This is a genomic window from Amycolatopsis sp. NPDC043889 (assembly GCF_056435645.1).
Map to the genome: position 1 here is coordinate 20,698 of NZ_JBWKEC010000040.1, position 19,538 is coordinate 40,235.

The window sequence follows — 19,538 nt, forward strand, 5'->3', positions numbered from 1 at the left end:
CCGCACGACCGAGGAGAACCATGACCCGCGTACTGGCCGGCTTGACGGCCCTTGTGCTGCTGCTCGCCGGCTGTTCGAGCACGCCGGAATCCGGCGGCCCGATCAAGCTCACCGTCGCCACCTTCGGCGAGTTCGGGTACGAAAAACTCTTCGACGACTACGAGAGGTCCCATCCAGGGATCACCGTCGAGGGCCGGGTCGCCGACTTCGAGACGCATCACCGCCAGCTCGCCACCGGACTCGGCGCCGGGCGCGGCAGCGCGGACGTGGTGGCGATCGAGGAGCAGTACCTCCCCAAGTTCCGCCAGTCGACGGACAAGTTCACCGATCTCTCCGAGTTCGGCGCGCAGGGCCTCCGCGAGCAGTGGCCTGCCTGGAAATGGGACCAGGGCACCGCCGAAAACGGGAAGTTCGTGATGGGCCTCGGCACCGACATGGGCAGCCTCGCGCTCTGCTACCGGCGCGACCTGTTCGCGAACGCGGGCCTGCCGTCCGACCGCGACCAGGTGGCCGCGCTGTGGCCGACCTGGGAGAAGTTCGCCGAAACCGGCGAGCGGTTCAGCGCGAAGGCACCGGACGACGTAAAATTCGCCGACTCGGCGGGCACCGTCTACACGGCGATGCTCAACCAGGCACAGGAAAACTACTTCTCCAAGGACGAGCGGTTCATCGCCGACACGAACCCGAACGTGCGCAAGGCCTTCGAGCTGGCGGGCGGGATGGCGCTGAAGAAGGAGACGGCCGCGGTCACCACCTTCACCCAGCCGTGGACGGTGGCGATCAAGCAGAGCCGGTTCGCCGCCATCACCTGTCCCGCGTGGATGCTCACCCAGATCGAAGAGGCGGGCGGACCGGAGCTCGCGGGTAAATGGGACGTCACCTCGGTTCCGGGCAAGGCCGGCAACTGGGGCGGCTCGTTCCTGACCGTCCCGAAGCAGGGCGCGCACCGCAAGGAAGCCTACGACCTCGCCGTCTGGCTCACCGCGCCCGAACAGCAAAAGCGGATCTTCCTGGAAAGCGGGCTGCTGCCGAGCGCGCTGGGCGCGTACCAGGACACCGCCGTGCTTTCCCACACCAGTCAGTACTTCAGCGGCGCGCCGATCGGCAAGATCTTCGCGGCCTCCGCCGAGGCCCTGCGGCCGAACTACCGCGGGCTGCGCGACGGCGAGGTGCGGCCGGTGTACGGGCACGCGCTCGGCCGCGTCGAAGAGGGGAAGCAATCGCTCGACCAGGCGTGGAGCCAGGCGGCGACCGAAGGCCGCGCCGCGGCCGCCAACTGAGCGGGGACGGCGTGACACGCAGGTTTCCGGCCGGGTTCCGCTGGGGCACGGCCACCGCGGCGTACCAGATCGAGGGATCGACGACGGTGGACGGCCGCGGACCGTCCATTTGGGACACTTTCACCGCACAGCCCGGCCTGGTGCTCGACGGCGCCACCGGAGACCCGGCCTGCGACCACTACCGGCGCTACCGTGAGGACATCGGACTGCTGAACGGCCTCGGCGTGCCCTACTACCGGTTCTCAATCGCGTGGTCGCGGATCATGCCGGACGGCCGCGCGGTCGAACCACGCGGCCTCGCCTTCTACGATCGCCTTGTCGACACCGTTCTGGAACACGGGATCACCCCGATGGTGACGCTCTACCACTGGGATCTCCCGGAAGCGCTGCAGGCGGAAGGCGGCTGGCCGCACCGTGACCTCGCGAGCCTTTTCGCCGACTACGCACTGACCGTCCACAATGTACTCGGTGACCGGGTGCGGCAGTGGACCACGATCAACGAGCCGTTCTGCGCCGCCTTCATCGGCTATGGCAACGGCGATCACGCGCCGGGCATCCGCGACGAGGGCGCGGCACTGGTCGCCGGGCACAACCTCCTGCTCGCGCACGGCAAGGCCGTGCAGGCGTTGCGGGCGAACGGCAGTGGGCAGGAAGTGTCCATCGTGCTCAACTTCGCCCCGGTGCTGACCGATGTGGACGACGCAGCGCACCGTGAGGCCGCACGCAAGTTCGACTTCCTGCACAACAGGTTCTTCCTCGATCCGCTACTGGGCCGCGGCTATCCGCCCGAGCTGCTGGCGGATCTGGCGCATCTCGGCACGCTGGAACCGGCGATCGCCGACGGCGATCTGGAGATCATCGCGCAGCCGCTGGACGTCCTCGGCGTCAACTACTACGCGCCCGCCCGCGCGGTCCCGCTCGAAGACCCCGAGGCCGACAGCAACTGCCCGCTGCCCGGTCTGCGCGGAATGGACGTCCAGCCGCCCCGCGGCGACCTGACCTCGCTCGGCTGGGAACAGCGGCCGGAGTGCTTCACCGAACTGTTGCTGTGGCTGCACGAACACTGCCCCGGCCTGCCGCTCGTGATCGCCGAGAACGGTGCCGCGTTCGAGGACGAGGTCGTCGACGGGCGGGTGCACGACGAGAAACGCGTGCGGTACTTCGCCGAACACCTCGCCGCCGTGCACGACGCGATCCAACGCGGCGCCGACGTCCGCGGCTACATGGCCTGGTCGCTGCTGGACAACTTCGAGTGGGCGATGGGCTACACCCAGCGGTTCGGCCTCGTGCACGTCGACTTCGAAACACAGGAACGGGTACTCAAGGACAGCGCCCGGTTCTACGCGGACGTGGTGGCGCGCAACGGGCTGTGACGGCGTTGTTGCCGGAAAACGGCGACGCACCGGTGGCTGCCGGTGGCCGGGCGCATGCCCTGTGGTCACACACTGCGGTTCGGCCTCAACCACTCAAAGACAGCACCCGGTTCAATGCGGATGCGGTGGCGCGCAACAACCTTCCGTCGTCGCCGAAAACGGCGACGCACTGGAATCGAAAACTGTCGGTGGTCGGTTGTAGCTTCTGTGTGTGGACACACGCAACGCCACTGTGGCGCTACTCAAGGAAATCACTGCTTCTGATGTGTTGAAGGAGGTCAATGCCGGGCTGGATTCGTTGGAGGACAAGGATGCTGTCGACGCGGCTGTCGCGGCGTCGGAGGGGATCGCACGGTTGGAGGCGGTCCGGTTCCGTGCGTTGGCTCAGCTGAATCGTCACCGTGGCGGGGCGTCGAGTGTGGTGCAGGAGGTCGCGTTCGCTCTGTCCGTTGTGGACGGTCATGCGGCCGGTCTGGTGTCGACTGCGGCGGCGTTGACCACCCGCCTGCCCCGGACACTCGGGCTGCTGGATCGCGGCGAGGTGGGTGGTTATGGGGCGATGAAGGTCGCCACCGCGACGGCGTGGCTGTCGGACGAGGATGCCCGCGCGGTGGACGAGGTGTTGGAGGACCGCCTGCCGGGTAGGAATTCGGATCAGATCCGGAAGGCGGCGAATCATGCGGCGGTGATGGCCGACCGTGACGGCGCGGCTCGACGGGCGGAGCGGCACCGTGGCGGGCGGCGGTTGTCGATCCGCCACGGCGAGACCGGGGTCGCCTCGATCGAGGTCGAAGACGGCCCGGTGGAGAAGGTCGCCGCGGCCTACACGCGGATCGATCGTGAGGCGCGGGCGCTCAAGACCGGGGACGAGACCCGCACCCTGGATCAGCTGCGCGCCGACATCGCCCTCGATCTGATGTTGGGCGGCCAGGGTGGCAAGGGGGAACGGTCCGAAGTGTTCCTGTACATGGACCTGAATACCTACCTGGGATTGAACGAGGATCCCGCCGAGTTGGCCGGACACGGCCACATCCCCGCCTCACTGGCCCGGCACATCGCGTCCGGGCCGGACACGGTGTTGCGGCGGATCATCACCGACCCCTTGTCGGGGCAGGTCCTGGATTTGGGCCGCGATCGGTATCGGCCGACGGCGGGACTGGGCGAGTTCGTTCGGGTCCGGGACCGGGAATGCCGAAGACCCGGCTGCCACCGTGTCGCCCAAGCCTGCGACCTCGACCACTCCGTGCCCTGGCAGCACGGCGGCCACACCGCCAACACCGAACTCGTCGACCTCTGCCGCCGCGACCACCGCCTGAAAGACGAACCCGACTGGATCTACCACCTCACCGAAGACGGCACCCTCACCATCACCACACCCACCGGACGCAGCTACCACAGCACACCACCACCACTGCACGAACCCCGCGCCGAAGAGCCACCGTTCTGAACCGTCACCGAAAAACGGCAACGTGTCCACAACCAGCGGCGCCGACCTGGTCGCCGGAATACGGCTACGGCCCGATCGGGCTGGACTCCGCTCGTGATCACGCCGTGGGCCTTCCTGACGCCGAAAACGGCCATGGCCCAGCCACTCGACACAACCGCGGCCGCACCAAGCGACAACACAACACCCTGCCCTCGCCGAAAAACGGCAACCACCCGGCCACGAGAACAGGGCCCAAACCCGACCGCGGTCGTCAGGCCCGCGGCGCCCCCCGCATCACGCCGTCGACCACCTTCCTGGCCAGCAGGATGAACAGCACGATCACCGGAAGCACACCGATGGTTGCTGCGGTGAGCATCAGCGAGTAGTCGGTGAAGTAGCCGCTCGCCAGCCGCGACAACGCCACCTGGACGGTCGGATGCGCGTTGGGGTCGAGCACGATCAGCGGCCAGAAGAAGTCGTTCCACGCGGTCATGAACGTCAGCATCGCGAGCACGGCGGCCTGAGGGCGGATGGCGGGCATGGCGACGTGCCAGAACAGCCGCGCCGCCGAACAGCCGTCGACGCGTCCGGCGTCGAGCAGTTCGCCGGGGATCGCCTCCTCGCACGCCTGCCGCATCCAGAACACGCTGAACGCGCCGATCAGCCCGGGCACGATCACCGCCTCCAGCCGTCCGTACCAGCCGAGTTCGCCGACCACGAGGTAGAGCGGGATGACGCCCAGCTGGGCAGGCACCATGGCGGTACCGATGACCACCAGGAAGAGCGAGTCGCGGCCCGGGAAGCGCAGTCGCGCGAAGGCGAAGCCGGCCATGCTGGAGAGCAGCACGTTCGACACGGTCACCGTGCCGGCGACGATCAGCGAGTTTTGCATCGCCAGCCAGAAGTCGACGGTCCCGAAGACCCTGCCCACGTTCTCGATCAGGTTGCCGCCAGGCAGCAATGGCGGCGTGGTCTCGCCGAGGGCGGAGTTGTCCTTCGAGGACACCACGAACGACCAGTACAACGGGAAGATCGACGCGACGGCGACGGCGAGCAGCAGCCCGTAGACGACGAAACCGGTCCGTTCCCTGGCCGCCACGGTCACTCACCGCCCCGCATCCGGCGCACGAGCGAGAAGTTGACCAGCGCGAACACGGCCGAGCACAGGAACAGCAACCACGCGATGGCCGCCGCGTATCCGGCGTCGAACTCGCCGAACCCCTTTTCGTACAGGTACATGGCGAGGGTCTGGAACTGCCGGTCGGCGCCGCCCGTCCCGTTGACGCCGGTGTCGTCGAACAGCTGCGGCTCCGCGAACAGCTGCAACCCGCCGATCGTCGAGACGACGACGGTGAAGGCGATGGTCGGCCGGATCGCGGGCACGGTGATGGACCAGAAGGTCCGCCAGCGCGAGGCACCGTCGAGCATCGCGGCGTCGTAGCGTTCCTGCGGCACGGATTGCATGGCCGCCAGGTAGAGCAGCGCGTTGTAGCCGGTCCAGCGCCACATCACCATCGTGCTCACCGCGACGTGCGAGGCGAACCGGTCCGAACGCCAGTCCACCGGGTCGAGCCCCACCAGGCCCAGCGCCCAGTTGACGACGCCGTAGTCTTCGGCGAACAGCTGACTGAACACCAGCGCCACCGCGACCACCGAGACGACGTTGGGCAACAGCGCACTCGCCCGCCACAGGGTCCGCGCCCGCAGGGGACGGTCGAGGAGCGCCGCGAGACCGAGCGCGGCCAGCAGTTGCGGGACCGTCGAAAGGACGAAGATGCTGACCGTGTTGAAGAGCGCGTTGTAGAAGTACTGATCCTGGAGCAGCACGGCGAAGTTGCCGAGCCCTGCGAATCCGGTGTCACCGTTGACCAGATGCCAATGGTGCAGCGCCACCCAGGCGGTGTAGAGCAACGGGAAAAGACCGAACACGCCGAAGAGGACGTAGAACGGCGCTGTCATCAGGTATCCGGCGAGCCGCTCGCCCGTACGCTTCAAACGATGATCACCTTGACGCCTGCCCGGCTGATGTCGTCGATCTCCTCCGGTTCGACGCCGCTGTCGGTGATCAGGGTGTCGACGTCGCAAAGGCCCCCGAACCGGGCGAAATGGTCGTCGCCGATCTTCGTGTGATCGGCCAGCAGCACCGTCCGCCGGGCGGACGCGATGGCCGCGCGCTTCACCATCGCCTCGGCGGTGTCCGGGGTTGTGAGCCCTCGCTCGACGGAAAGACCGTTGGTACCCAGGAAAGCGACGTCGACGTACGTGTCCTTGAGAGCGTCGAGCGCCCAGCCGTCGACAGACGCCATGGTGTGGCCGCGCAGTCGTCCCCCGACCAGCATCAGCGTGACGCCGGGCCGGTTGGCGAGGGTGAACGCGTTCGGCAGCGAAGGGGTGACCACGGTCAGCCCACGGTCGGCGGGGACGAGGTTCGCCAGCCGGGCCACCGTGGTGCCCGAGTCCAGCAGGATCGCGCCCCCGTCGGGGATCTGCTCCAGCGCCGCGGCGGCGATGCGGTCCTTTTCCGCGCTCATCACCGCGTCGCGGGCGTCGAGCCCAGGCTCGATGCCCAGCCGCTCGACGGGGATCGCGCCGCCGTGCACCCGTCGCACCGCTCCGCTGCGTTCCAGCGCCGTCAGGTCACGGCGGACGGTCTCGCTGGTGATCTCGAAAGCCGCCGCGAGCGTCGACACGTCGACCCGGCCCTTCTGCCGGGCCTGCTTGAGGATGGCGCGCTGCCGCTCTTCGGCGTACAACGGTCACCTCCTGCCTGGCGGATGAGCGGTCATGGCGACAATAGTTGGTTTCTCACCGGTCCGACAACGGAACCCCTCATCCGGAACACGACGCTCTGTCCATTGAGGACACAACGGGCGCGGCGTTTTCGTCGACGGTTGCCCGAAACTACGACAGGACTGCCCGTTTGGCCCGCAGGAAAGCCCGTTCCGTGTCGTTGGTGGCCAAGGCGATCGCCTCGTCGTAGGCGGCGACGGCGTCCGAGGTCCGGCCGAGGCGGGACAGCAGGTTCGCCCGTGTGGCGGGCAGATGGTGATACCCGGGCAGGTCCAGTCCCTCGATCGCGGCCAGTGCCGCCGCCGGGCCGTGCACCTCGGCGACGGCGACCGCGCGGTTGAGCGCGACGACCGGCGTCGGGGTGAGCCGCCACAGCTGGTCGTAGAGCGCCAGCACCTGTGTCCAGTCGGTCGACTCGCCGTCCGTGTGCACGGCGTTGATCGCGGCCTGCACCTGGTATGGGCCAGGACGGCCGAGGCGCAGGCATCGCCGCACCAGTTCGTGGCCCTCGGCGATCAGTTCCCGGTTCCACGACGACCGGTCCTGCTCCGCGAGCACCACCAGCTCACCTGAAGGCCCCACCCGCGCGGGGCGCCGGGCTTCGGTGAGCAGGAGCAGTGCCAGCAGCCCGATCACCTCCGGCTCGCCGGGCATCAGATCGGCGAGCGCCCTCGTCAGGCGCACCGCCTCCACGCACAGGTCCGTCCGCAGCAGGTCGCCCGACGTGGACGCGTACCCCTCGTTGAAGATCAGGTAGAGCACGGTGAGCACGGAGTCCAGCCGATCCGGCAGTTCACCGCTCCCCGGCACCCGGTACGGGATGCCCGCGTCGCGGATCTTCTTCTTGGCGCGGACGATCCGCTGGGCCACGGTCGGTTCCGGGACGAGGTACGCCCGCGCGATCTCCCCCACCTCCAGCCCGCCGATCAGGCGCAGGGTGAGCGCGGTCCGCGCGAGCGGCGAAAGCGCCGGATGGCAACAGGTGAAGATCATGCGGAGCTGGTCGTCGCGGACCGGCCCCTCCTCCCGCGGCTCGTCCTGGGGGTGCAGGAGCAGCGCCTGGGCGTGCCGGGCCTCGCGGGAGGATTCCCGGCGAAGGCGGTCGATCGCGCGGTTGCGAGCGGTGGTCACGATCCACGCGCCCGGATTGGGCGGCGTCTCCGCCCACTTCTCCACCGCCGTCGCGAACGCGTCCTGAACCGCCTCCTCGGCGAGCGAGATGTCGCCGAGGAGGCGGGTCAGGGTGGCCACACACCGGCCGTACTCCGCCCGGTAGATCCCGTCGAGATCCATCGGCGTCACCGAGACGGGTCGCCGAACGGCCGCACTTCGATCGGCTGCCCGCAGGCGAGCGCGCATTTCTCGGCCCAGGCCAGCGCCTGGTCGAGGTCGTCGACCTGGATCACCCAGAACCCGCCGAGCTGTTCCTTCGTCTCGGCGAACGGCCCGTCGGTGATCGTGATCGTGCCGCCTTCGGGGCGGACGACCGTGGAGACGTCCGAGTGCTCCAGACCGCCCACGAAGACCCAGGACCCGGCGGCCTTCATCTCGTCGGTGACCTTGCCCGTCCTGGCCAGCATCGCCCGGACCTCTTCCTCGGGCGCGTCCCGTTCGCTCTCGTCGAGCTGGACGGCGAGCAGGTACTGCCTCATGTCGGACCCCTTCGACGGCTCAGGAGATCATTCCACGGTGACGGACTTCGCGAGGTTACGCGGCTTGTCGATGTCGTGACCGAGGATCAGCGCCGCGTGGTAGGCCAGCAGTTGCAGCGGAATGGTGAGCAGGATCGGGTCGAGTTCCGGCTCCGATCGCGGGACCACGAACCGCGGCACGTCGAGATCGCCGAAGTCCACGTCGTCGTGGGTGATCGCCAGCACCTGCCCCTTGCGCGCCTTGATCTGCTGCATCGCGGCCAGGTTGCGGTCGGCGAGGTCGTCGGACGGCACGATCGCGACCGTCGGCAGCTCCTCGTCGATCAGCGCGAGCGGGCCGTGCTTGAGCTCCGAGGTCTGGTATGCCTCCGCGTGCCGGTACGAGATCTCCTTGAACTTCTGCGCGCCCTCCCGTGCCACTGGGAAGCCGCGGACCCGGCCGATGAAGAACAGGCTCCGCGCGTCCGCGCAGATCTTGGCGTGCTCGGCGATCCGGTCCTCCGCCTCGACGATGGCCGCGACCTGCTTCGGCAGCGCGCGGAGTGCCGCGACGATGCGCTGTCCGTCCGCGTTGGACAGATCGCGGACGCGGCCCAGCGCCAGCGCGATCATCGCGAACCCGACGGCCATGTTGGTGAGCGCCTTGGTCGACGCGACGGCGATCTCCGGGCCGGCGTGCAGGTACAGGCCACCGTCGCAGGCCCGCGCGATCGTCGATCCCACGACGTTCACGAGGCCGACCACCCGGCCGCCCTTGCGCTTGACCTCTTCGACGGCGAACGCGGTGTCCGCCGTCTCGCCGGACTGGCTGACCGCGATGTAGAGGGTGTCCGCTTCGATGATGGGGTTGCGGTAACGGAACTCGGACGCGGCCTCCGCGTCGGCCGGGACCCGCGCCAGGTCCTCGATCATGGTGGCACCGATCTGGCCCGCGTAGTACGCCGAACCGCAGCCGAGGATCTTCACCCTCGCGAAGCCGCGCAGATCACGGGGAGTCAGGTTCAGACCGTCCAAACGGGACACTCCGAACCGGTCGTCCAGCCGTCCGCGGATCATCCGCTCCAGGCATTCCGGCTGTTCCTGGATCTCCTTGTACATGTAGTGCCGGTGCCCGCCGAGGTCGAGGTCGTCGGCCTGGATGTCGATCGCCGTCGCGGCCTTGCCGGTGTCACTCTCGTCGACGGTGAAGGTGCGGTAGCCGGTGGCCGAGACGCTGGCGAACTCGCCGTCGTCGAGGTGCACCACCTGCGAGGTGTGCCGGACCAGCGCGGACAGGTCACTGGCCACGAACATCTCCCGGTCGCCGACGCCGATGATCAGCGGCGAACCGTTCCGCGCGACCACGACCCGGTCGGGGTGCCCGGTGTCGGTCACGGCGATGGCGTAAGTACCGGTGACGCGGGAGACGGCCTCGACGACCGCGTCTTCCAGTGTCTTGGCGCTCGACCGCGCGATCAGGTGGGCGAGCACCTCGGTGTCGGTCTCGGACGACAGCGTCACCCCGGCCTGGGTGAGCTGCTCGCGCAGCGCGTCGGCGTTGTCGATGATCCCGTTGTGCACCACGGAGATCCGGCCGTCCTCGGAGACGTGCGGATGGGCGTTCGCCTCGGTCGCCGGGCCGTGCGTCGCCCACCTCGTGTGCCCGATGCCGACCTTGCCCGCGAGCCGCTTGGGCAGCGCGGCCGTCAGATTCCGCACTCGCCCCACGATCCGGTGCACCTGGGCGCCTTTACCGCCCAGGACGGAGATCCCGGCCGAGTCGTAGCCGCGGTACTCCAGCCGCGTCAGCCCCTCGATCAGGATCGGGGCGGCGTTCTGGCCGCCGATGTAGCCGACGATTCCGCACATGACGAGTCAACCTCACAAAAGAAAACGGACGGGCGTGTTCCGTCAGCCGTAGACGATGCGGCGCAGTTGCCGCTCGGACAGGTCGGGAGGCGCGACGAGACGACGGCTCAACTCGCCGGCGATACGGGGGAAGATCTCCGGGTTCTTCCTGCCATCGGCCTGCAACCGGGCATGCCGCTCACGGACGTACTGCTCGACCGGCTGCCGGTAGAACGCCAGGACGTCCTCGACGACACGGGCGGCGATGGCCGTCGACAGACCCGTCGACAAGGCCACCTGCTCGACGATGTCCGCGTCCTCCACGGAGCCCATCATGCACATCGGGCTATCGAAACGCCAGTTCTTGCCCGAAATCGGGCAAGAACTGGCGAGTCACCCCTCGCGCTTAGTCGACTGAATGCGGCGGTGGGATGCCCGGCCAGTCCGTGAAGGCCTCCTTCACTACCCTGAGGGTAGGAAACTCGACCTTCATCCCTTGCCGCCCGCGAGACCGAAGTCCCGCAGTCAGTCGACTGAATGCGCGGCGATCAGTGGCCCCGGATCGCCTTCACCAGCCCGGCGGCCAGCTCTGCCCGTTCCACCATCGACTCGACCAGCAGGTACTCGTGATCGGCGTGCGCGCCGCCGCCGACGGCGCCGAGCCCGTCGAGGGTCGGGACGCCGATCGCGGCCGTGAGGTTGCCGTCGCTCCCGCCGCCGACGGCCACCCCGGCGACTCCGGGCAGCAGCCGTCGCGCGACGGCGAAGAGGTCCGCGGCCGCCGACTCGGGCATCGGCGGCCGGTGGATCCCGCCCCGCACCACGAGTTCCGCCCCTCGCAGGCGCGGGGTGAGCGCGGCGAACCCGGCTTCGACGCGCTCCTTCTCCTCGGCGGACTCGACCCGCACGTCGACCACGACGGTCGCGGACGCGGGCACGACGTTGCTCGCCGTTCCCGCCGAGGCGACCGTCGGGGTGACGCTCGTCCCGGCCTCGGGCCGGTCGAGCGCGGCGATCGCCAGCACCTGATGCGCGGCTTCGGTCAGCGCGTTGACCCCGGCCGCGGGCTCGAGGCCGGCGTGCGACGCCCGGCCGGTGACGACGACCTCGAGCGTGCCACAGCCCTTGCGGCCGATCTTGAGGCCGCCGCCGTCGGCCGCTCCTTCGAACACGAGCACCGCGCCGCACGCGCGGGCGCGCTCCTCGATGAGCGCGCGGGATTCGTGCGAGCCCGTCTCCTCGTCGGCCGTCACCAGGATCTCGACCCCGGTCCTGTCGCCGAGCGCGGCCAGGCCGTGGATCGCCTGCACCAGCCCGCCGAGCATGTCGAACACCCCGGGTCCGGTCACCCGGCCGCCGGTCACCGCGAACGGTCGGCGGGCCAGCGTGCCGACCGGGAACACGGTGTCGTGGTGCCCGAGGATCAGCACGCGCGGTTCGCCGCCGCCGGACCACCGGACGTGCGGTCCCGCCGCGCTCTCCACCAGGCTCGCCGTTCCACCGAGTCGAGCCTCGACGAGGGCGGCGAGCGCCTCGGCCGACGCCGTCAAAGCCTCGATGTCCCCCGAAGGCGACTCGATCTCGACGAGGGTCCTGAGGTCTTCGATCATCGCGTCGACAGTCATGCCGATACTTTCGCGCAGGCGAGAACGCCGTCGCGCATAGGATCGGGATCATGCTCGAAAACCTGCTCGCACCGGAGACCAGAGCCGATCCGTATCCGTTCTACCGCCAGGTCTTCGCCCGCGGCCCGGTGTTCGAGGCCGCCGACCGGTTCTTCGTGGTCAGCGGGTTCGAAGAGGCATCGGCGCTGCTGAAGAACCCCGCGTTCGGGCACTCGGAGCCCGAGGTACTGCCGGATCCGCACGAGAACGAGCCGGTCGACGAGCAGGGCCGGGTGATCCGGTCGTTCCTCGCGCTCGACCCGCCCGATCACACGCGGCTGCGGCGGCTGGTCTCCAAGGCGTTCACGCCGAGGATGGTCGAGCAGCTCGCCCCGAGGATCGAAGAACTGGCGAAGGAACTGGTGTCGAAAGCGCTCGAAATGGGCGAATTCGACCTGATAACCGAGGTCGCGAAGCCGTTGCCGGTCGTGGTCATCAGCGAGCTGCTCGGGGTACCGCTGGCCGACCGCGACCGCTTCGAAGGCTGGTCGCACGCCATGGGGCGCGCGCTCGACCCCTCTTTCCTGATCGCGAAGGAAACCGTCGCCGCGGCCGTCGCCGCCCGGCGCGAATTCGTCGCCTACTTCCGCGAGCTGGCGAAGGAACGGCGGAGGCGGCCGACCGGCGACCTGTTCTCCGATCTGGTGTCGGTGTCCGACGAGGGCGACCGGCTCAGCGAAGGCGAACTGGTGATCACCGCGATGCTCCTGCTGGTCGCCGGGCACGAAACGACGACCAACCTGATCGGCAACGGGATCCTCGCGTTGCTGAACCATCCGGGCCAGCACCGGGAACTGGCCGAAGACCGCTCGAAGATCCCGAACGCGGTCGAGGAGATGCTCCGGTACGACTCTCCCGTCCAGCTGACCACGCGGCTCGCGCTGCGGGACACGACCGTCGGCGGCCAGTCCGTCGGCGAGGGCGCACAGACGGTCGTGCTGCTGGGAGCGGCCAACCGCGACCCGCGCGCGCACGAGGACCCGGACCGCTTCGACGTCGGCCGTCCCTCGCCGAGACATCTCGCGCTGGGGCAAGGCATCCACTTCTGCCTCGGCGCCCCGCTGGCGCGACTGGAGGGCCGCACCCTGTTCGAGGCGCTGCTCGGCGCCGGCCGCGCCTTCCACCGGACCGCGGATCCGGTCTGGGTGAAGCAAGTGACGCTGCGCGGCCTCGAAAGCCTGCCGCTCGAATTCGCCTGACGGGTCAGGACTCGGGTGTCGCGAGTGTGGTGGGCCGGGTGCGGCCTCGCAGGGTGACGTCCTCCGTCGCCCTCCAGTGCGCAGCCTCGCCCTCGGCCGCCGACTCGATCGCCGTCCACGAAGCGAGCAACCGGGCTTCGACGTTCTTCGCCAGTTCGGTCAGCCTGGCGGCTTCGTTGACCGGATCGCCGATCACCGTGTACTCGAACCGCCGCGGGTCGCCGACGTTCCCGGCGACCACCTCACCCGTCGCCACGCCGATCCCCGCCGGGCATTCGGGTACCTCCGCCGCCAGCCTGCGCGAAATCGCCCGGCCCGCGGACAGCGCGAGGGTCGCGTGGTCCTCCAGCCGAACAGGTGCGCCGAAGATCGCCAGCGCGGCGTCACCGACGAACTTGTTGACCAGCCCGTGGTTGCGGTCGACCTCGTCGACCACCACCGCGAAGAACCGGTTGAGCAGGCCGACGACCTCTTCGGGCGGACGGCTGGCGGCCAGCGCCGTCGAACCGATCAGGTCGACGAACAAGACCGACACCGTCCGCACCGTGCCGCCGAGTTCGGTCGACGTGCGCATCGCCTCGCTCGCGACGTCCTCGCCGACGTGCCTGCCGAACAGGTCGCGCAAGCGTTCGCGTTCGGCGAGACCGACGGCCATCCCGTTGAAACCCGCTTGCAGCAGACCGAGTTCGGTGCCGTCGTAGACCGGGATCTCCACGGCGAAGTCACCGGCCCGGACCCGGCCCAGCGCGTGCTGCACCGACCGGATCGGGTTCACCACGGCGCGGGCGGTGAACACAGTCACCAGGAGACCGAAGACCAGCACGACGAGGCCGAGCGCGATGACCGAGATGGCGAGCTTCGTGGTCGACACGTCGCCGCGCACCCACGCCAGCACCGCCGTGACCACCAGCCCGGCCACCGGCACCCCGGTGCCGAGGCACCAGAACAGCAGCATCCGCAGGTTGACCCCGCCGCTGAGCGGCCGGTCCGGCGAGGTGCCCGCGAGGGCGAGGGCCGCGTACGGCCGCAGGATGAACTCCCCGGCCAGGTAGGCGATCGCGCAGACGACGATCCCCGCGAACGCGACCACGAGCAGCTCGGTGAGCACGACCCGCGGCTGCACCAGCGCGGCCAGCACACCGAACACCGCCGTCGCGACGCCCCACAACACCGCCTGGACCAGCGTCAGGCGCAACGGGACACGAAGGCTGGCCACGCGCTCCTCGTCGCTCGGCGTCCGGCCGTCGGCGGCCCAGCGCAGTGTCCGCAGCGCGCCGCGGGTGCCCCACAGCGCGCCCACGACGACGGCGGAGACCACGTAGACGGGGACCGCGATCGCGGTCACGCGGACGAGGTCGCCGGACATACCGGGCGCGGGCATGAGCAGCGCCGCCAGCCCGACCACGACCAGCGCGCCGATGACGTTGGTCGCGATCAGCGTCCCGGTGAGCAGCCCTTGGACGCGACGGCGCAACACGGCCGAATCCTGGTCGAGCGGGCCGAGCAGCCAAGAGCCGAACGGCCCCTGCCCTCGGCCCCGAACAGAGGAGTCGTTGTTGTCTGGTCGCACCCGTGTCCCGCCGTTCACCCGGTTTGAGTGAACGACTGTACACCGAAGCGGGCGCGGTCGTCAGCGGACGGTGCCGGAGCCGATCAGCGTGGTGGCATCGAGTTCGGTCACGCCTTCGGCCAGCAGCGAATCGAGGTAGCGCTCACGCACCTGTTCGACGACGCCGGGTTCGAGGTCGTCAAGCAGTCCGCGGAATCCGGAGCCGATGACGACCAGCCACGCGATCTCCGGTGTCATGGCCAGCCGCAGCTCGTTCACCACGACGTCCACATCGGACAGACGCCGCCCGGAAAGCCATTCGGAGTAGGGACCGGCTTGGTTGACGCGGTCGATCAAGCCCGGCTCACGCTCCGGCGGCGGGGAATCGGTCACCGCAGCCACCGCGCGGCCGAGATGGCGGCCGGCCGTCACCATGGACCCGCGGCGCCAGATCGTGAACACGGCCCGGCCGCCGGACCGGGCCCGGCCGATCAGCCGCTCGGCGCCGTCCGTCATGTCGGGAAAGAAGAAGATGCCGAGCGCGGATTGCACGACGTCGTAATCGCCGGTGTCCCACGCCGTCGCGTCGGCCTCGTGCGCGCGCAACTGCGGCAGCTCGGCCGAAAGGCGGCGCAGTTCGCCGATCATCGGCCCCGAAAGATCGATCGCGTCCACCACGCCACCGGCACCGACGGCACGCGCCGCGGGAATCGCCGACGCTCCGGTGCCGCAGCAGGCGTCGAGGACGCGGTCTCCTTCACCAATTCCGGCGGCCGCCACCGTGGCGGCGCCGATCGGTTCCCAGAGATGCCTGCCGAGCGAGGCGAAATCGGCGGCGGCCGCGTCGAAGGCCCGCTGGGTTCCCACTTTGCGAGAAGACATGCCGCGACGATAGCCGTTTCGCGGCCCGTACGAACCCGGCTGCGACGGACGGAGGCCGCGGAACCGTCCATCCAGTGGGCGAATCGCGCACCGTTCCGGCCCTAGCGTGGCCGGCATGAGGAAAACGTTGCTCGCGCTGCTCGGCGCGGCCGCCATGATGGGCACGATCGCCACCCCCGCAGCGGCGAGTGTCCAGGAGACCAGGGAATTCGTCGGGCACGGGTCGAGCGACTTCGGCCTCGCGCTCTTCTACGCCCGCCACGACGCCAGGACCCAGGCGGAGCGGGCCGGGTTCACCGACTGCGAGGGATACTTCAAGCTGGTCATCTCGCCCTACACGGCGACGGTCTTCTGGCGCTGCACGCGCTGAGACCTCGTGAGTGGCAAGGACGGTTCTAACCGTCCTCACCACTCACGAGACGTGCCCCACCCTGCCACCGCCGCCCTTGCTCGCCCCTGAAGTACATGGAGGCCTTCACGGACCTGCGACCAACTGCCACCACATCCAGTAGGTACCTAAGACACCCTTGGCACTAACCGTCCTTACCACTCACGACGCGGGAAAGCTCGGCGGTGCCGTCGAAAAGCGCCCGCGAGCGCGCCGTGATCCCGGCGTCCCTGGCGGCGAGCGCGGACGCGACGTCCTCCAGCCGCCGAGAGCGCCGCAGTTCCGGCATCAAGGCACGAAGCGGCGCGACGCGGTAACCGGCCAGCCGTAGCTGCTGCACGATCCGCGCGTCCCGCACCTGGGAAGGCGTGTACCGCCGCGTCCCCCGCTGATCGCGGCCGGGGACGACGAGCCGTTCCGTGTCCCAGTGCCGCAGCGTCGACGGGCGCACGCCGAGCGCCGACGCGAGCTCGGAGACGCCCATCGAGTCCGACCCGCGCACGTCTTCGATCGGCTCGCGGGAGATCACCCGGACGGCTTCCCTGGCCTCCCGGAGATCCGTGCGTTCGGCGTCGAGCCCGGCGTGGGCGGCGTCGAGAAGCGCGAGCACGGCGGGGAGGGGATCCCGGTGCACGGCGCGGACGATCTTCTTGGCCTCGACCGGCCCGACCCCGGCGGCGAGCGCGCGGTAGGCCAGCGCGGACCGGAGGTGGATCTCGCCGTAGGTCCGGTAGCCCGAGGCCGTCCGCGACGCCGCCGGGAGCACGCCGTCGCGTTCGAGGTTGCGCACCTGCTGGACGGAGTACCCCGCCAGGCGCGCGACCTCGGCCGTGCGCATCGATTTGAGACTTGGCACCTGCACTCCGTCGAAAACCCGCTCGAACCCTCCACAAGCACTTTAATGCCACGCTTGAGCACATGACCATCGAAGAGATCATCGGCCTCGTATCGGGCCTCGACGGCGTCCTGACCCTCACCCCTGGCCCTGGCGACGAATGGCCGGAACTCAGCTGGGGCGACGCGTTCTTCTATTACTCGCCCGACGGTGTCGTCCCGACGAACGTCCAGCCCTTCGCGACGATCGTGACCAAGAACTACCCCGGCGACGAGAGCTCGCGGCTGGACCGCCTGGGCACGTTCCGCGTGAACGTCCACGCCGGCAAGGAGGAGTTCACCCGGCGGCTCGGCCACACCCCCAAGGAGACGACCCCGGCCGACGCCTCCGGCACCGACACCCTGATCGCCCACCCCGTGTACGGGACCGCGGGCTGGGTGGCGGTGGTGAACCCGGCGTCGAAGACCGAAACGGCCGTCCGCGAACTGCTGGAAACCGCGTACCGGCTGGCTCGGGCCCGTTACGAACGACGGGCGGATTCCTCTCGCGGCTAGCGGAGCGAATATCGTTGGGCGGTGGGCCGGAACCTTCAACCCCGTGAGCGGCTCAGGCCGGTCGACCTGGCGCGCGAGCACGGCCTGTCCACGCAAGCCGTCCGCAATTACGAGGCGGACGGCATCCTGCCCGCCGCCGAACGCGGTCCGCAGGGCTATCGCACCTACACGCCACTGCACGCGCGAGCCTTGCGCGCGTTCCTCGCCCTCGTGCCAGGGCATGGCCACGCGACGGCGACGTCGATCATGCGGGCGGTCAACCAGGACGCGGTCGAGGAAGCTCTCCGGCTCATCGACGAAAGCCACGCCCAGTTGCTCGACGATCGCCGCACCCTTCAGGCCGTCGCGGCCGCGCTCCGCGATCTCGAGCCTGTGGCGCAGGAGCGGGGCGAGATGTTCGTCGGCCCGCTGGCCCGGAAGCTCGGCGTCCGGCCCGCCACCCTGCGCGAATGGGAACGAGCGGGTCTTCTGCGGCCCGAACGCGACCCGAAGACCGGCTATCGCGTCTACAGCGCGGCCGACGTGCGCGACGCGAAACTGACCCATCAGCTCAGACGCGGCGGCTATCTCCTGGAGCGAATCGCGCCGGTGCTCGACCAGGTCCGTTCGGCAGGCGGGGTCGTTCCGCTGGAGTCGACGCTGCGCGATTGGCACTCGCGTCTCTCGGCCAGGGGCCGCGCCCTGCTCTCCGGTGCCGCCGCGCTGGAGAGCTATCTCGACCATACCGGCGCGCACTGACACTTTTGCGCCAATGACACCTTCGCGCAATTGAATACGCGGGCATTCCACGTTTTCCGCATACGAAAGTAGGTCCGTGATCACGGATCCTACTTTCGGCGCTACGGCATGCCGTACGGGCGCTCGTACTGTGCGTGACGTCGAGATGAACCGCCCGGTCCCCTGCGCTTTCCGAACATATTCCGGCGGTTCGTCGTTCCCTCCTTATCGAAGGAAATTCGCATGCGAATTCGCGGACCCGTCATGCTCACCCTGCTGAGTGTCTGTGCCGGAATCGGCGCGCTCGCCGTGCCGGCGACCGCCGCGCCGGTCACCGCCTACGACCAGACGATGCTCGAAACGCTCGCCGCCCAGCTCAAGGTCAGCCCGCTTCAGGCCGCCCAGAAGCTGGACCACGAAAAGAACCTGATCGCATCGCTGGACAGCATCAGAACCCGCGGCCTCCACACGGACGGCGCGTACTTCGACGACGCCGGCGCCCTCGTGGTGAACGCCGACGCCGGCTCGGCCAAGGAGCTGCGCTCGGCCGGGCTGACCCCGCGCACCGGCGCCCGCGGCGAGAACGCGCTGAACGCCCTGTCCGCCAAGGTCGGCACGGTGATCGGCAAGGACGTCGGGCAGGTCCAGTCCTGGGGTCCGGAACTCGCGGCCGACCAGGTCGTCGTCACCGTGCAGCCGGGCGCCGACAGCGCCCTCGTCCGCCGTCTCACGGCGCTGCCGGGCGTGTCGGTCCAGACCGGTGTCGCCAACGGGAACACCACGCAGGCCGACGTCATCCCCGGCCAGATCATGGACCTCGTCCCCGGCACCAACTGCTCGCTCGGCTTCCCCGGCACCACCAGCAGCGGCAACAACGTGATGCTCACCGCGGGACACTGCGTCGAAGGCAACCCGGACATCCTCAACCGCAACGGCGTCCACATCGGCCGCGGCGTGGCCACCCAGTTCCCGTCGGCCGACATGGGCCTGATGGACATCGACGCCGAGGACACCGGCCGCGGCTACGTGGACACCCGCATGGGCACCACGGTGCGGATCACCGGCAGCTCGAAGGCACCGGTCGGCACCACGCTGTGCAAGGCGGGCAACACCACCGGCTGGACCTGCGGCAAGATCACCGCGTACAACCAGACCGTCCGCTACAGCGGCGAAAGCGTCGCCACCACCGGGCTGGCGAAGTCGACCGTCTGCACCGAGGGCGGTGACAGCGGCGGCGCCTACATCGCGGGCAACACCGCGCAGGGCATGACCTCCGGCGGCCCCGCCGACGGTCACGACTGCGGCTGGAACCAGGGCTCCAACGCCACGGGTTCGTACTCCTACTACCAGCCCGTCGTGGACGCGGCGAACAAGTACGGGGTCACGCTGACCCGTTCCTGAC

19 protein-coding genes are annotated in these 19,538 nt (G+C 69.3%); 8 read left to right on the forward strand and 11 right to left on the reverse strand.

Annotated elements, in window-relative coordinates; all coding sequences use genetic code 11:
- Nucleotides 1–20: 20 nt before the first annotated feature.
- From AC0685_RS39240 to AC0685_RS39250, 3 genes are all read left to right on the forward strand, one after another.
- Nucleotides 21–1,280, forward strand: a complete 1,260-nt coding sequence (locus AC0685_RS39240) for an ABC transporter substrate-binding protein (RefSeq protein WP_478230130.1) — start codon at nt 21–23, stop codon at nt 1,278–1,280.
- 11 nt (nt 1,281–1,291) lie between these two features.
- Nucleotides 1,292–2,653 (forward strand): GH1 family beta-glucosidase, encoded by a 1,362-nt coding sequence (locus AC0685_RS39245; protein WP_478230131.1) that lies wholly within the window; start codon nt 1,292–1,294, stop codon nt 2,651–2,653.
- A gap of 211 nt (nt 2,654–2,864) precedes the next feature.
- Nucleotides 2,865–4,100: an HNH endonuclease signature motif containing protein gene (locus AC0685_RS39250; RefSeq protein ID WP_478230132.1), complete on the forward strand. Its 1,236-nt coding sequence runs from the start codon at nt 2,865–2,867 to the stop codon at nt 4,098–4,100.
- 250 nt (nt 4,101–4,350) lie between these two features.
- On the opposite strand, the gene AC0685_RS39255 is transcribed toward AC0685_RS39250, so the two are convergent.
- From AC0685_RS39255 to AC0685_RS39290, 8 genes are all read right to left on the reverse strand, one after another.
- Nucleotides 4,351–5,178: a carbohydrate ABC transporter permease gene (locus tag AC0685_RS39255; RefSeq protein WP_478230133.1), complete on the reverse strand. Its 828-nt coding sequence runs from the start codon at nt 5,176–5,178 to the stop codon at nt 4,351–4,353.
- Nucleotides 5,179–5,180: 2 nt separating this feature from the next.
- Nucleotides 5,181–6,074, reverse strand: a complete 894-nt coding sequence (locus tag AC0685_RS39260) for a carbohydrate ABC transporter permease (RefSeq protein WP_478230134.1) — start codon at nt 6,072–6,074, stop codon at nt 5,181–5,183.
- On the reverse strand, nt 6,071–6,832 hold the full coding sequence (locus AC0685_RS39265; protein WP_478230135.1) for a DeoR/GlpR family DNA-binding transcription regulator: 762 nt from the start codon (nt 6,830–6,832) through the stop codon (nt 6,071–6,073). Before AC0685_RS39265 ends, AC0685_RS39260 begins: the two co-directional genes overlap by 4 nt.
- Nucleotides 6,833–6,980: 148 nt before the next feature.
- Nucleotides 6,981–8,162, reverse strand: a complete 1,182-nt coding sequence (locus AC0685_RS39270; RefSeq protein WP_478230136.1) for an RNA polymerase sigma factor — start codon at nt 8,160–8,162, stop codon at nt 6,981–6,983.
- Nucleotides 8,163–8,167: 5 nt separating this feature from the next.
- Nucleotides 8,168–8,521, reverse strand: a complete 354-nt coding sequence (locus AC0685_RS39275; protein WP_478230137.1) for a YciI family protein — start codon at nt 8,519–8,521, stop codon at nt 8,168–8,170.
- A 27-nt stretch (nt 8,522–8,548) separates the two neighbouring features.
- Nucleotides 8,549–10,369, reverse strand: a complete 1,821-nt coding sequence (gene glmS / locus AC0685_RS39280) for a glutamine--fructose-6-phosphate transaminase (isomerizing) (protein ID WP_478230138.1) — start codon at nt 10,367–10,369, stop codon at nt 8,549–8,551.
- A 42-nt stretch (nt 10,370–10,411) separates the two neighbouring features.
- Nucleotides 10,412–10,684, reverse strand: coding sequence for a hypothetical protein (locus AC0685_RS39285; protein ID WP_478230139.1), 273 nt, complete (start codon nt 10,682–10,684; stop codon nt 10,412–10,414).
- Nucleotides 10,685–10,896: 212 nt separating this feature from the next.
- Nucleotides 10,897–11,973 (reverse strand): M20 family metallopeptidase, encoded by a 1,077-nt coding sequence (locus AC0685_RS39290; protein ID WP_478230140.1) that lies wholly within the window; start codon nt 11,971–11,973, stop codon nt 10,897–10,899.
- A gap of 50 nt (nt 11,974–12,023) precedes the next feature.
- Between AC0685_RS39290 and AC0685_RS39295 the strand changes: the two genes are divergently transcribed.
- Nucleotides 12,024–13,211, forward strand: coding sequence for a cytochrome P450 (locus tag AC0685_RS39295; protein ID WP_478230141.1), 1,188 nt, complete (start codon nt 12,024–12,026; stop codon nt 13,209–13,211).
- 4 nt (nt 13,212–13,215) lie between these two features.
- Here AC0685_RS39295 and AC0685_RS39300 read toward each other — a convergent pair whose 3' ends face one another.
- Entirely contained in the window at nt 13,216–14,781 is a 1,566-nt protein-coding gene (locus AC0685_RS39300; RefSeq protein ID WP_478230142.1) for an adenylate/guanylate cyclase domain-containing protein, read from the reverse strand.
- Between the two features lie 60 nt (nt 14,782–14,841).
- Nucleotides 14,842–15,642: a class I SAM-dependent methyltransferase gene (locus AC0685_RS39305; RefSeq protein ID WP_478230143.1), complete on the reverse strand. Its 801-nt coding sequence runs from the start codon at nt 15,640–15,642 to the stop codon at nt 14,842–14,844.
- Between the two features lie 115 nt (nt 15,643–15,757).
- Between AC0685_RS39305 and AC0685_RS39310 the strand changes: the two genes are divergently transcribed.
- Entirely contained in the window at nt 15,758–16,012 is a 255-nt protein-coding gene (locus AC0685_RS39310) for a hypothetical protein (RefSeq protein ID WP_478230144.1), read from the forward strand.
- Between the two features lie 163 nt (nt 16,013–16,175).
- Here AC0685_RS39310 and AC0685_RS39315 read toward each other — a convergent pair whose 3' ends face one another.
- Entirely contained in the window at nt 16,176–16,886 is a 711-nt protein-coding gene (locus AC0685_RS39315) for a MerR family transcriptional regulator (RefSeq protein WP_478230145.1), read from the reverse strand.
- Nucleotides 16,887–16,948: 62 nt separating this feature from the next.
- On the opposite strand from AC0685_RS39315, the gene AC0685_RS39320 reads away from it, so the two are divergent.
- The 3 genes from AC0685_RS39320 to AC0685_RS39330 all read left to right on the forward strand — a co-directional run bounded on the left by AC0685_RS39320 (nt 16,949) and on the right by AC0685_RS39330 (nt 19,537).
- On the forward strand, nt 16,949–17,419 hold the full coding sequence (locus tag AC0685_RS39320; RefSeq protein WP_478230146.1) for a DUF6194 family protein: 471 nt from the start codon (nt 16,949–16,951) through the stop codon (nt 17,417–17,419).
- 21 nt (nt 17,420–17,440) lie between these two features.
- Nucleotides 17,441–18,157: a TioE family transcriptional regulator gene (locus AC0685_RS39325; protein WP_478230147.1), complete on the forward strand. Its 717-nt coding sequence runs from the start codon at nt 17,441–17,443 to the stop codon at nt 18,155–18,157.
- Nucleotides 18,158–18,379: 222 nt separating this feature from the next.
- Nucleotides 18,380–19,537, forward strand: coding sequence for a S1 family peptidase (locus AC0685_RS39330; protein WP_478230148.1), 1,158 nt, complete (start codon nt 18,380–18,382; stop codon nt 19,535–19,537).
- Nucleotide 19,538: the final 1 nt, after the last annotated feature.